We start from the raw sequence: 13,058 nt of genomic DNA, 5'->3' as shown, positions 1-13,058 counted from the left end.
GTGGGGGTGGGGGCCCTCCGGGGCGTCTCCTCAAAAACTGGCGTGGCAACCGGAGACGTAGCGGGGGCCGGGTATTACGCCATTTTTCTGCGGGGACGCCCCTGCACGCCCCCACCCAGCATCACTCGCGTCTGAACACCGGCGACACGAACGCCGCAGACGCGAGGCGGCCGGGTCCGGGGCCGTGCAGGGGAGTCCCCGCAGGACGACGAACGGATTCCGGGCTCCCGCTGCGTGGGGCTGGAAACGTTCGTCGTCTGAGGAGACGCCCCGGAGGGGCACCGGACCCCCACCCACCGGGCCACGGCGCACCCCGCGGGGAACCCGCACCAACAAGCCCGTCCGGCGATTGAGGACGGAACCCCGCACCAAGGACCGGCGCAACGCAAACGCGCCGCCGCCCGCCCAAGGGCTACGCCCTAGCGAAGCGCGTCCGCGACCTCGCGTGCGGCGTCGACCACCCGCGGTCCCACCCGCTCCGGCACCGCGTCGGCGAGCATCACCACTCCGACGCTGCCCTCGACCCCGGTCACCCCCATCAGCGCGGCGGCGGCGCCGCTGGCGCCCGCCTCCAGCTCGCCGTGGGTGAGCGTGAACGCCGTCTCGCCCACCGGCTTCTGCCGGGCGGCGAGGATCGCCCGTCCCGCGGCACCCCGGTCCAGCGGGTGGCGGAAGCCGGCCCGGTAGGCGACGTGGTAGTCCGTCCAGGTCGGTTCGACGACCGCGACCGCCAGCGCGTCCGAGCCGTCGACCAGCGTGAGGTGGGCGGTCGCCCCGATGTCCTCGGCCAGGGAGCGCAGCGCGGGCAGCGCCGCCTCCCGGACGAGCGGGTGGACCTGGCGGCCCAGGCGCAGCACGCCCAGTCCCACTCGGGCGCGGCCGCCCAGGTCGCGGCGGATCAGGGTGTGCTGTTCCAGGGTGGCGAGCAGACGGTAGACCACCGTGCGATTGACACCGAGTTTGTTGGACAACTCGGTGACCGTCAGGCCGTGGTCGGTGTCGGCGAGCAGCTTGAGGACACGCAGTCCTCGGTCGAGCGTCTGGGAGGTCTCCGCGGTCACGACGCCCTCTCCTCTTTGGTGAGCGGCGGCGGCTGTTCTCACGGATTGTGCGTCACCGGTCCCAGCGGCGACGCACGGAGAGGCCGCCGGCCTGGCCAAGGCACCGGCTGCGCTCCGCGGCGGCGTTGCCACGGGGCGTTCACATTTTTGGGACAGTAGCGAGCCAGTCCGCTCAGCGGAAGACCTCGTCCAGAATCCGGGCGCTTGTGGAAAAGCGGTTGTGCCGCCGGAGCATAAGTGCCGGTCAGCGGGGCGCCGGCCGAACGGCGCGGATCTACGCGCGTCCATGTCGGCCGACTCCCCCGCGACGCTCCGTACACCGGACGTGAACCGGCGTTAACTCACTGTGAACAATTGCTGGACAGTTTTTCCGTTCACGAGTACTTCGCAGGCCCTGATCGCCTTCGTGGCCGGGTCCCGGACGGTGAAGTTGAGGGCGAAGGTGCCGTCGAGTCCGACGATCCGGGTGACGTAGGAGTCGGAGGTCTGCTTCCCGTCGGCGGTGCGTCCGGTGACGGCGACCGTGGCGACGGGTGCGAAGCCCCGGCCGGTCACCTGGACGACCGTGCCGGGCGGGCCTTCGGGCGGGGAGAGCGCGAAGGAGGCTCCGGACGGGACGGTCCCGTCCTGGACGGTGAAGGCGGCAGTCTCGGTGCGCGGGTTGATGAGGACCTCGCGGACCCGGAGGGCGACGGTGTCGGCGGCGTTGACGGTGAAGGTCTGCGAGAACGCCCCGTCGAGGCCGACGACCTTGGTGCGTACCGGGTCGGAGGTCTGCGATCCGTTCGCCCGCAGCCCGACGATCGACACGGTCGCGACCTTCGCGAAGCCCTGGCCGAGGACGGTGACCGCGGTGCCTCTCGGTCCGGCCGCCGGGGTGAGGACGACGAAGGTCGGGGAGACCGTCAGCTGGGTGAGGGCCTGTGCGCCGCCCGCCGTGACCTGGAGGGCGTAGACGCCGCGGGGGGTGGATGCCGCGACGGTGACCGTACCCGCGAGGGTGCCGTCGGCGGTGACGCGCAGGGTGGAGCCGCTGATCCGGGCGGCGTCGCAGCCGGTGCCGTCGGTCGCGCACAGGGCGGGGGCCGGGGTGGCGCCGGAGGGCCAGCCGTCACCCGAGACGCTGATCGTCCCGCCGGGTTTGACCTTGGCGGCGCCCGCGGAGAGCGTCGCGGTCGCCTCGGTCACGGTGAACGGCGCGGTCAGTACGGTCGCCGGGTCGTTGCCCTCGTCGACCTGGACCGCCGCGATCGCCGGGTCGGAGACGGTGAAGTCCACGGAGAAGGTGCCGTCGGGGCCGCTCTTCACATAGACGGCCGTGTCGTCGAGGGTCGCGCCGCTCGCGTCGAGGCCGATGGTGTTGATCCACCGGTCCTGGAGGTAGTCGCTGCCGGTGACGGTGATGACGCTGCCGACCGGCCCGCTGCTGCGGGACAGCGCGACGGCGCGTGGCCCGTCGGGCACGAAGGCCTTGACGGTCAGGGGCGCGGTGGCCTCCTTCGTACCGTCGCCGACCTTCACGAGGTACGAGCCGTCCGGCACCGCGCCCGCCGCCGCGAGCACGGCGCTGCCGGTCAGCTGACCGGAGCCGTTGATGGCGAGGGTGCCGCCGGCGAACTTCGCGGCGTCGCAGCCGCCGCCGTCCGCGGCGCAGAGCTGCGGTACGGGGGTGGCTCCGGCGGTCCAGCGGCTGCCCGACAGGGTGACGGCGGTGGAGGGCCGGACCGGGGCGGTGGGGGCGATGAGCGTGGCCGGCTGCCCGGCGCTGCCCTCCGCCGTCACGGTGCCGATGGAACCACCGCCGGCGGTGACGACGCACGCGGTCTCGTAGGTGGAGCCGAGCACCTTGGTGCGGGTGAGGTTGCGCAGCGGGGTGAAGCTGATCGGTCCGCTCGCGCCGGCGGGCAGCAGGAAGTCCCCTTCGTACGGCGGGATCTCGATCGGCTGTCCGGACGGGATGTCGAGCGGGATCTCGGGTCCGGTGACGGTGACCGTGCCGGTGGCTCCGCCGGACATCGCGAGGTCGAGGCTCGGGGTGGTGGGCACGTCGTTGAGGCTGAGGCCGCTGGTGGCCGGGGAGGGGCCGAGCGTCACCTTGGCGTGGACCCTGCCGCCGGGGTCGACGGTGTCGGGCGTCAGCTCCACGCCGAACTGCTGCGGTCCGTCCGCCTGGCCCTGTCCGGCGGGCAGGGTGCAGTGGACGGTCGGGGTGACGGTGCCGGCGTGGGCGAGGGGGGCGAGGGCGACGGTGCCCCCGGTCCAGACGAGTACGGCTCCGGCGCCGAGTGCGACGGCCCGGCGTAATGCCGGGCGGCCCGGTCCGCCGGTGGGTCTGCGGTGCGCGAACATACGGCTCCTCCAAAGGAAAGGAAATGCGGGTGATCCGAATGCGGAATGGACGACGCCCGCCTGTTCCATTGCCGTACGGAACAGGCGGGCGTCAGCGGGGATTTCCCCTGATCCCTTTACAGCAGGGTCAGGGTCAGGGTGGCGCTGTAATCTCCGGGCCTGGTGAATTCGGGAACGGTGAGGGCGAGACCCGCCTCGGCGTCGAACTTCCCGCCGGTGAACGGACGCGATCCGTCCGGATTCATCCGGCAGAGGCTCGCCGCCTCGCTCCCGAGCACGGTGGGCGATCCGGCGACCGGCGCCCCCACGCTCCCGTCCTGTGCCGTGCAGGCCGGCGCCCACCGCACCGCACCGGCCGGGATGGTGCCCCCGTCGGCGCTCGTGAAGCCGGTGAGGGTGGCGGTCAGGGACCAGCCGCTGTTGACGCCGCGGGCGTCCTGCACCTCCACCCGGTTGAGGTGGGCCCGCTGCACACCGCTGTCCGCGCCCAGGACCGTCGTACCGAAGTCGACGGTGTCCCCGTCCTGGGTCATGGTCAGCGTCCCGGCCCTGACCCGCGTGGTCAGCTGCTGCTCGGCCGTGGCACCGTCCCCGCCGCCGGTGGTGACGGTGAAGGGCGCGGTGCGTACGGTCGCCGGGTCGTTGCCCTCGTCGGCCTGGACGGCGGCGACGGCGTCGGAGATGACGGTGAACTCGACGGCGAAGGTGCCGTCCGCGCCGCTCTTCACGTAGACCGCGCTGTCGTCGAGCCCGGTGCCGGAGGCGTCGAGGCCGATGACGTTGATCCAGCGGTCCGGGTTGTAGTTCCGGCCGCTGACGGTGATCACGCTGCCGACCGGGCCGCTGTCGGACGACAGCGTGATCTCCCGGTTGCCGGCCGCGACGGCCTCGACGGTGAGGGGGGCGGTGGCCTCCTTGGTGCCGTCGTTGACCTTGACCTCGTAGTCGCCGTCGGGCACCGCTCCGGCCTCGCCGAGGGTGGCGGTGCCGGTGAGCGTGCCGGCGGAGTCGGTCCGCAGGGTGTGGGCGGTGAACTTCAGCGGATCGCAGCCACCGCCGCCGACCGCGCAGAGCGACGGCACGGGGGACGCGTCCGGGGTCCAGCCCGATCCGCCCAGTCGCACCTCGGTGTGCGGGCGCACCGGGCCGGCGGGGGCGGTCAGCACGGCGGGTTCGGACCCGGTGCCCTCCGCGGTGACGGTGCCGACCGGGCCGCCGCCGTCGACGACGTCGCAGGGCGTCTCGAAGACCGATCCGAACACCTTGGTCTGGGTGAGCGTACGGATCGGGGCGAGCGAGATCTCGCCCGAGGCGTCCGCGGGGACCAGGAAGTCGCCTTCGTACGCGGGGATCTCGATGGCCGCCCCGGCGGGGATGTCCATGGTGAACTCGGCGCCCCGCACGGTGACGGTGCCGGTGGCCCCGCCGGACATCGCGAGGTCGAGGCTCGGGATGGTCGGCACGTCGTCGAGGGCGATGGCGCTGGTGGCCGGGGACGGGCCCAGCGTCACCTTCGCGTGCACCTTGCCACCCGGTTCGACGACGGCGGGCGACAGCTCCACGGTCATCTGCTGCGGCCCGGTCGCCTCGCCCTGGCCCGCGGGCAGGAGGCAGTGGACGGTCGGGGTCACCGTCCCGGCCGCGTCCGCGGCCGCGCGGGCGGGGGAAGCGGACGGTGCGGCCGTGGCCCCGACGCAGCCCAGTGACAGCACGAAGCAGGCCGCGAGCAGACCGGTCACACCGGGTCTTCGTCGTCGGATCACCTGACACCCTTTCATGGACCATTGATTGCGCACATTGAGGAGGTCACGTGCAGAGAAGTCAAGAGAGACCCAATTGATCCTTTCGGAAATGCCCGAAAAGCATTTCTCCAGGCGTTTCCTGCGCACCTGTTGACTTCTTTGAAGATCACCGTTTCACTGCACCCGACATGCCGGGCCCGGCACGCAGATCCGTACGTACAGCAAATGCACGGAGTGCAGCGAGTCGTCGAATCTGCGGAATTCGAACCGGAAGGAGTTCCACCCCGTCATGTCGATCTCTTCAGGCACATCGCCGGACCGAAGACGCTTACCGCTGGTCCTGGCGGCGGCGTGTTCGGCCGGCGCCCTGCTCGCCCTGTCGTCCCCGACGGCCTCGGCGGTGACCCCGCTCATCGCGACGGCCAGTTACAACTGCGGCTCGTGGGGCAGCGGCACCGCCACCCTGACCGCCGCCGACAACGGCACGACCAAGTCCATCAAGATCACGTCGTCGGACATCAGGATGCCGGCCGGCACGAGCGCCGACCCGAACAGCATCACGACGACGCTCAAGCTCACCAAGACCGTGGGCGGAGTCACCAGTCAGGTCCAGTTCTCCGCCACGGCCAACCCGGGCATGAGCGGCGGGAACCCGATCACCCTGGGCCCCCTGAAGCTCACCTCCGGCACGCTCGCGGCCGGCAACAGCACGAATTCCGTGGTGCTGGCCACTCCCCCGAGCTCCACCAACTGGTCACTGCAGATCGTGGCCTCGTCCCCGACGTCCGCCACCGTGCCGTGCGTGGCGACGTCCGTCCAGTCCGCGTCGCACGTCTGGTGACGGTCCGGGCATGACGCCGGCCCGGGGCGGAACCAGCTGTCCGAACGCCCCGGGCCGGTGCCCGCGTCCTCGTGCTCCCGCGGGACTCACGTCATGCGGGTGGCCCACTCCTGGACCTTCTTGATCCGCTGCTCGATCTGCCCGGCGGTGGCCTCCGCGCTCGGCGGACCGCCGCACACCCGGCGCAGTTCGGTGTGGATGACGCCGTGCGGCTTGCCGCTCTGGTGCGTGTAGGCCGACACCATGGTGTTCAGCTGCTTGCGCAGGCTCAGCAGCTGCTTGTGCGTGACCACCGGCCGGTCCTCGGCGGGCTTCTCCAGCAGGTCCGCCTCCGAGGCCGGTTTCTGCCGGCTGTGCGCGATCTGCCGGGTCTGCCGCTTCTGGAGCAGCAGCTGCACCTGGTCGGGTTCGAGCAGCCCCGGGATGCCGAGGTAGTCCTGCTCCTCCTCGCTGCCCGGGTGCGCCTGCATGCCGAACTCGGCGCCGTCGTACAGCACCCGGTCGAAGACGGCGTCGGACTCCAGCGCCTCGAACGGCAGCTGCTCCTCGGTCTCCTCGTCCTCCAGCTTCTCGGCGTCGGCCAGGAGCTTGTCCTCCTCGGAGAACGGGTTCTCCTCGTCGCTGCCCTTCTTGGGCTTGTCGAGGACGTGGTCCCGTTCGACCTCCATCTCGTTGGCGAAGTCGAGGAGCATCGGGATCGTCGGCACGAAGACCGAAGCGGTCTCGCCGCGCCTGCGGGAGCGCACGAAGCGGCCGACGGCCTGGGCGAAGAAGAGCGGCGTCGAGATGGTGGTGGCGTACACGCCGACGGCCAGCCGCGGCACGTCGACGCCCTCCGACACCATGCGGACGGCGACCATCCAGCGCGAGCCGTCCTCGGTGAACGCGTCGATCTTCTTCGACGCGGCCTTCTCGTCGGAGAGGACGACGGTGGGCTTCTCGCCGGTCACCTTCTTGAGGATCTTGGCGTACTCGCGCGCCGACTCCTGGTCGGTGGCGATGACGAGCCCGCCCGCGTCCGGGATGCCCTTGCGGACCTCGGTGAGCCGCTTGTCGGCGGCGCTCAGCACGTTGGGGATCCAGTCGCCGGTGGGCGCGAGCGCGGTGCGCCAGGCCTGCCCGATGGCGTCCTTGGTCATCGGCTCGCCGAGCCGGGCGGCGATCTCGTCCCCTGCCTTGGTGCGCCAGCGCATGTTGCCGCTGTAGCTGAGGAAGATGACCGGGCGCACGACGCCGTCGGCGAGCGCGTTGCCGTACCCGTAGGTGTAGTCGGCGGACGACCGCCGGATTCCGTCGTTGCCCTCCTCGTACGCGACGAAGGGGATCGGGTTGGTGTCGGAGCGGAACGGCGTGCCGGTGAGCGCGAGCCGGCGGGTCGCCGGGTCGAACGCCTCCTGGCAGGCCTCGCCCCAGGACTTGGAGTCACCGGCGTGGTGGATCTCGTCGAGGATCACCAGGGTCTTGCGCTGCTCGCACCGGTTGCGGTGCAGCATGGGGCGGACTCCGACGCCCGCGTACGTGACGGCGACCCCGTGGTACTCCTTGCTCACGGGGCCCGCGCTGTAGTCGGGATCGAGCTTGATCCCTATCCGGGCGGCCGCCTCCGCCCACTGCTTCTTCAGGTGCTCGGTGGGCGCGACGACGGTGATCTGCTGCACGACGTGGTGGTGGAGCAGCCATGAGGCGAGGGTCAGCGCGAAGGTGGTCTTCCCGGCGCCGGGGGTCGCGACCGCGAGGAAGTCGCGCGGCTGCTCCTGGACGTACCTCTCGAGGGCGCCCTGCTGCCAGGCTCGCAGCTTGCCGGCCGTACCCCAGGGGGCGCGGCCGGGAAAGGCGGGTGAGAGGTGGTGGGAGGCGGTAGTAGTCACGGTCTCCGGTTCGGGTCTCTCGGGTACGTGTGGTGCTGTCCGCACGGACCGGGACGGGCCCGCACGCGATACGACAACCGGGCCACCTTACCGGGGGGCGGGGCGCGATCCGCCTCGGACTGCGCCGCCCCGAAGGTAATTGCGACGGCTCTCACACCTCGTCCGCGACGTCGCGAAGGTGCGGGTTCATGCCCGCACGGGAACGGTGTCGCTCATCGCTCCCGCACCCGCGTGGCCACCCACGCCCCCACCAGCGCCACCCCCGCCATCGGCAGGAACACCACCGCGAACGCCCCCGGGTGCGAGCCCGACGCGCCCGCCTCCAGCGCCTCGTGCACCACACCCACCGCTCCCCCGCCGAGCGCCGCGAACGCCGCGCCGCCCGCCGCGAGCAGGAGGACGTTCGAGAGGCCGTCGGAGATCTGCAGGGCCGCGGAGTTCGCCCCGGCCTCCGCCGGCGCGGACAGCTTCAGCAGCAGCACGCTGGTCGATGCGATCACCATGCCCATGCCGAAGCAGCCGAGGGCCCAGGCGACGGCGACCGTCCAGACCGGCACCCCGTCGATCAGCACGGCGGGCGCGGCCGCGATCGCCGCGGCGACCAGCACCATGCCGCCGGCCATCAGCCGCTCGCGGTGCGGTTCCAGGCGTGGCCGGGACTGTACGTACGAGCCCAGGGCCCAGGTCCCGCCGCCGGCGGCCAGCGAGAGACCGGCCATCGTCGGGGACATGCCGCGCTGGGTGACCAGCATCAGCGGGACGAACGACTCGGCGGCGACGAACGACCCGGCCGCCACCCCGCGCAGCAGCACCACCGCGGGCAGCCCGCGGGCGGCGCGGGCGGTGCCCGGGGGCAGCAGGCCGCGGATCGCGGGGACGAGCAGCGCCACACCGGCGGCGGCCGGCAGCAGGGAGAACCAGTTCCGCTCCTGCCCGGCGTACTGGAGCAGTCCGGCGCCCAGCGAGATGCCCAGCGCGAGCGCGATGCGCCGGCGGTCGTACGGCTCGACGGGAGCCGTCGGGTCGGCCGGTCCCGAGGCCGTCCGCCGGATCGCGGGCAGCGCGAGGACCAGCGGGAAGACCACCAGGACCGGAATCCCGACGAAGACCCAGCGCCAGCCCAGGTGCTCGGTCACGCTCCCGGAGGCCAGCGGCCCCACGACGGACGGAATCACCCAGCTCGCGGCGAACGCGGCCAGGATCGCCGGGCGCAGGTGCTCCGGGTAGGCCCGGCTGATCACCACGTACAGCGCGACGATCACCAGCCCGCCGCCGAGCCCCTGCACGGCCCGGCCCGCGATGAACATCCACATGGTGCCCGCGGTCCCGGACAGCAGCAGCCCCGCCCCGAAGGCGGTGATCCCGGTGGCGAGCGGCGCGAGCGGGCCTCGCCGGTCGGCCCACTGGCCGGACAGCACCATGGCGAACAGGCTGGTGGTGAAGTACGCCGAGAAGGCGAACGCGTACAGCGGGATGCCGTGCAGCTCACGGGCGGCGACCGGCATCGCGGTCCCCACGGCGGTCGCCTCGAAGGCGATCAGGAACACGACGGAGACGATGCCGATGCTGAGCGCCCGGTAGGTCCGTCCCAGAACGCCTGTCCCGCGGGGGAGGTCGATGTCTTCGATGCGGGGCGAGACGTCGGCGTCACGCGGTTCCAGGACGGTCATGAGCCCAAGAGTAAGGGGCAAAAACCGGGATGAACCCTGTCGAGAGTCGCTCCTGCTCTCGTCCCTTGGTCGTAGGACCGGCCCGGCGAGCGTGAACGCGGTGTGGCAGTCGCGTTGCACGGCGGCCCGCGCCCTTGAACACCCGGCCGCCGCGGCCATACGGTCGAGTCATCGCAGCAACGCACGACCGTGTGCCCGAGAGGCTCAGGGGCTCGACTGCAACTCGAGTTACACCGGTTCGAATCCGGTCACGGTCTCCACGCACCACCGCCCGCCCCTCGCTCGGAGGGGCGGGCGGTGGCATGCGTGGCCCCCGCGCCCCGCCCGCGAACACGCCGGTCCTGATCCCTGAGTAGGCTGCCTCCGTTCCGATGACGTCCGGGGGGATATCCGTTCATGCAGTTGCCGCACCTCGCTCCGTCCCGGCAGATCGGCCCCTACCTCGTCGTCGCACGGCTGGACCAGACTGGATACGGCGCCGCCGCCGTTCCCGAGCACCGGTTCATCGCCCGCACCCCGGACGGCGAGCGGACCGTGGTGGTGAGTACGCCCCTCGACTCCACCGATCCGGGCCGGTTCCGCACCGAGGCGCAGGCCGCCCGGTTCCTCATCGGCCCGTGGGCCGCCCCCGTCACCGAGTACGCGGAGCCCGGCGCGGCCGTTTGGTGCGCGCGCCCGTACGTCCCCGCGCTCCCCCTGCCCACGGCCCTGGCCGTCAACGGCGGACCGCTGCCCGATGAGACGCTGCGAGTCCTGGGCCGCTGCCTCGCCGAGACGCTGGCCGCCGCCCACGCGGCCGGGGTGACCCACGCGGGGGTGTCGCCCGCGGCCGTACTGCTGGCCGGGGACGGACCACGGCTCACCTGCTTCGGCGCCGCGCGCACCGCCGCCGAGGACGGCATCGCCCGGTCGGGGCTGCCGGGCCTCGACCCCGGCAGCCTCGCGCCCGAGCAGGCCGCGGGCGGGCGCCCGCGTCCCCCCGGCGACCTCTACGCGCTGGGCGCGGTCCTCGCGTACGCGGCCACCGGCCACACCGTCCCCGACAAGGACGAACTCCCACTCCTGCTGCGCCCGCTCGTCACCGCCTGCCTCTCCCGCGACCCCGCGGCCCGCCCCCGGGCGACCGACGTGATCGACGCCCTCGCACCGCCGGCAGCCGCCGGCCCGGTCGCCACCGTCCTGGAGCCCGGGGCCGGGGCGGGCGCGCTGCGGCTGCCCGGCCGGGTGGTCGCGGCCATCGCCCGGCAGTCCGCGGAGATACTCGCCGCCGACGTACGCCCGTCCCCCGGAGCCTGACCATGATCAAACCCCTGCTCCACGACGACCCGTCGCACATCGGCCCCTACCGGCTGGCCGCCCGGCTCGGCAGTGGCGGCATGGGCACGGTCTACCTGGCCCGTACGCCCGGCGGCGCGACCCTCGCCCTCAAGACGGTGCACGCGCACATCGCGGCCGACGCCGCCTTCCGCACCCGGTTCCGGCTGGAGGCCGACGCGGCCCGCGTGATCGGCGGCCTGCACGGCGCCCAGGTCGTCGACGCCGATCCGGTCGCCGAGGTGCCCTGGCTGGCGACCGAGTACGTCCTCGGCCCGCCGCTGGACGACGCGGTGACCGTGAGCGGCCCCCTTCCCGAGTCCGCCGTACGGGCCGTGGGCGCGGCGCTGTGCGGTGCGCTCGGGCAACTGCACCGCTCCGACGTGGTGCACCGCGACCTGAAGCCGTCCAACGTCATGATCACCGCGTACGGACCGAAGGTCATCGACTTCGGCATCGCCCGCGCCCTCGGCGACGAACGCCTCACCCGGGTGGGCGCGGCCGCCGGAACACCTGCGTTCATGTCCCCGGAGCAGGCCACCGGACAGGAGCACACCCCGGCCGGTGACGTCTTCGCACTCGCCGGTGTCCTCGTGTTCGCCGCCACCGGCCACGGCCCCTTCGGCAGCGGGCAGCCCGCCGATCTGCTCTACCGCGTCCGGTACGCGGACCCGGACCTGAGCGGCGTACCGGCGGCGCTCGCCCCGGTGCTCGCGCGGTGTCTGGCCAAGGACCCGGCGCTGCGCCCGGCCACCGACGAGCTGGCCGCGGTGCTCCACGACGGGCACGGCGAGTTCGCCGACCACCTTCCCCACCCGCTCCTCTCGGAGATCTCCCGTCGCGCGGCGGAGGTCTGGCAGGAGTGTCCGGAACGGAGCCCGGCCCCCGAGGAGCCGGCCGTCGCCGCCGCACCGGCACCCCGGCGCGCGGTCTTTTCCCGTCGTGGGCTCCTGGCCCTGGGCGGCGCGGCGGTGGCCGGGGTGGCCGCGGGTGGCGGGCTGTGGCTGCGGTCCGGCCGGTCCGACGCGAAGGACTCCCCGGGGCCGGCCGCGTCCGGCCCGCCGGCGGGGTCGGGTTCCGTGCTGTGGACCAGCGACCAAAGGCTGGCCGACGAAGCGAGTCCGCCCCTTTTCGTGGGCAAGCGCATCGTGGTGGCCGCCAAGGGGGGCGAGCTGCGCAGCATCGACCCGGCCGACGGCAGCGAACTCTGGATGTTCTCCCAGGGACTGTTCGAGGGCCGGCCCGTCACCGACGGCACCGTGCTCTACTGGACGACCGGCGTCGGTACCGACAGCCACGCGGTCATCACGGTCGACACGGAGACCGGTGAGGCGGACCGTACGGTGACCACGCTGTCGGACCTGAAGCTGCCGACGACCGCGAGCGCCGAACTCCTCTGCGCCACCGCCGACACCGTGTACCTGACAGCGGGGGCCACCGACACGACGGAGTTCGACCGCCACCTGTACGCGGTGAACGCGCGGACGGGAGAGCTGCGCTGGCGCACCGCTCTCCGGAGCCGCAACGGCGCCGCGTACACCGGGGCGTTCGGCAAGGTCTTCGGGGACCGGATCGTACTGGGGCAGATCACGTACGACCTCGTGCTCAGCGCGTTCGACACCGACTCGGGCAAGGAACTGTGGAGCACGCCCCTGACGGCGGCGGCCGACTTCCACTCCACGCTGGTGAGCAGCGGGGCGCAGCTCGCGGACGACGGCAGGCATCTCTACATCGGATCGACCGTGCTCCGGTCGATCGGTCTCTCCAACGGTGCTGTGGTGTGGGAGTTCGGCCGCGACCGCGGCTTCGGCACGTCGGGGGACGGCAGCGACCACTACGGGCCGCCGGCCGTGCGGGACGGTGTGGTGTACGCGGCCGAGGGCAGCCGGGGCGTCGTCGCGGTGGAGACGGCACGCGGCGAACTCATCTGGGAGGTCCAGGTGCCCGAGAGCAGCCAGACCACCCGGGTGGCGCCGCCCGTCGTCTCCGGCAAGCACCTCTACTACGGGGACCGGCCGGGGCTGGGGGTGATCGGGCTGACCCGCCACACGTACGTACGCTCGCTGGAGAGCACGGTCAGTGACTTCGCGCTCAGGCCCGGCACGGACACGCTGGTCGGCAACGGCGCCCAGGGCCAGGTGGAGGCCGTACGCCTGGGCAGCTGACCCCGGGTGCTCCGCAGGCCCGTGCATCTCTTTCCCGACCTCTCCGAG

Annotated in this window: 8 protein-coding genes and 1 tRNA gene; 4 read left to right on the top strand and 5 right to left on the bottom strand. The window is 72.7% G+C overall.

What is annotated here, in order from left to right; translation table 11 throughout:
• Positions 1–419: 419 nt before the first annotated feature.
• The 3 genes from OG521_24825 to OG521_24815 all read right to left on the bottom strand — a co-directional run bounded on the left by OG521_24825 (position 420) and on the right by OG521_24815 (position 5,149).
• Positions 420–1,061: a helix-turn-helix domain-containing protein gene (locus tag OG521_24825; GenBank protein ID WUW23818.1), complete on the bottom strand. Its 642-nt coding sequence runs from the start codon at positions 1,059–1,061 to the stop codon at positions 420–422.
• Positions 1,062–1,397: 336 nt separating this feature from the next.
• A complete protein-coding gene (locus tag OG521_24820; protein WUW23817.1) occupies positions 1,398–3,410 on the bottom strand; it encodes a hypothetical protein in 2,013 nt (670 codons plus the stop codon).
• A gap of 116 nt (positions 3,411–3,526) precedes the next feature.
• Entirely contained in the window at positions 3,527–5,149 is a 1,623-nt protein-coding gene (locus OG521_24815; GenBank protein ID WUW23816.1) for a WxL domain-containing protein, read from the bottom strand.
• A 292-nt stretch (positions 5,150–5,441) separates the two neighbouring features.
• Between OG521_24815 and OG521_24810 the strand changes: the two genes are divergently transcribed.
• The gene (locus OG521_24810) at positions 5,442–5,993 is read left to right on the top strand and encodes a hypothetical protein (GenBank protein WUW23815.1); all 552 of its coding nucleotides are present in this window, start codon (positions 5,442–5,444) and stop codon (positions 5,991–5,993) included.
• An 86-nt stretch (positions 5,994–6,079) separates the two neighbouring features.
• Here the strand turns inward: OG521_24810 and OG521_24805 are convergent, their stop codons facing one another.
• The gene (locus OG521_24805) at positions 6,080–7,861 is read right to left on the bottom strand and encodes a DEAD/DEAH box helicase (protein WUW23814.1); all 1,782 of its coding nucleotides are present in this window, start codon (positions 7,859–7,861) and stop codon (positions 6,080–6,082) included.
• A gap of 212 nt (positions 7,862–8,073) precedes the next feature.
• Positions 8,074–9,531 (bottom strand): MFS transporter, encoded by a 1,458-nt coding sequence (locus OG521_24800; GenBank protein ID WUW23813.1) that lies wholly within the window; start codon positions 9,529–9,531, stop codon positions 8,074–8,076.
• Between the two features lie 185 nt (positions 9,532–9,716).
• Here OG521_24800 and OG521_24795 point away from each other — a divergent pair.
• The 3 genes from OG521_24795 (at position 9,717) to OG521_24785 (ending at position 13,010) form a co-directional block, all read left to right on the top strand.
• A tRNA-Cys gene (locus OG521_24795) sits at positions 9,717–9,791 on the top strand.
• A 136-nt stretch (positions 9,792–9,927) separates the two neighbouring features.
• The gene (locus OG521_24790; GenBank protein WUW23812.1) at positions 9,928–10,827 is read left to right on the top strand and encodes a serine/threonine protein kinase; all 900 of its coding nucleotides are present in this window, start codon (positions 9,928–9,930) and stop codon (positions 10,825–10,827) included.
• Between the two features lie 2 nt (positions 10,828–10,829).
• The gene (locus OG521_24785; protein ID WUW23811.1) at positions 10,830–13,010 is read left to right on the top strand and encodes a serine/threonine-protein kinase; all 2,181 of its coding nucleotides are present in this window, start codon (positions 10,830–10,832) and stop codon (positions 13,008–13,010) included.
• Positions 13,011–13,058 lie beyond the last annotated feature (48 nt).

The organism is Streptomyces sp. NBC_01463 (assembly GCA_036227345.1).
Lineage (GTDB): Bacteria > Actinomycetota > Actinomycetes > Streptomycetales > Streptomycetaceae > Streptomyces.
The sequence above is the reverse complement of the archived record's forward strand: the minus strand, read 5'-3'. Positions and strand labels throughout refer to the sequence as shown.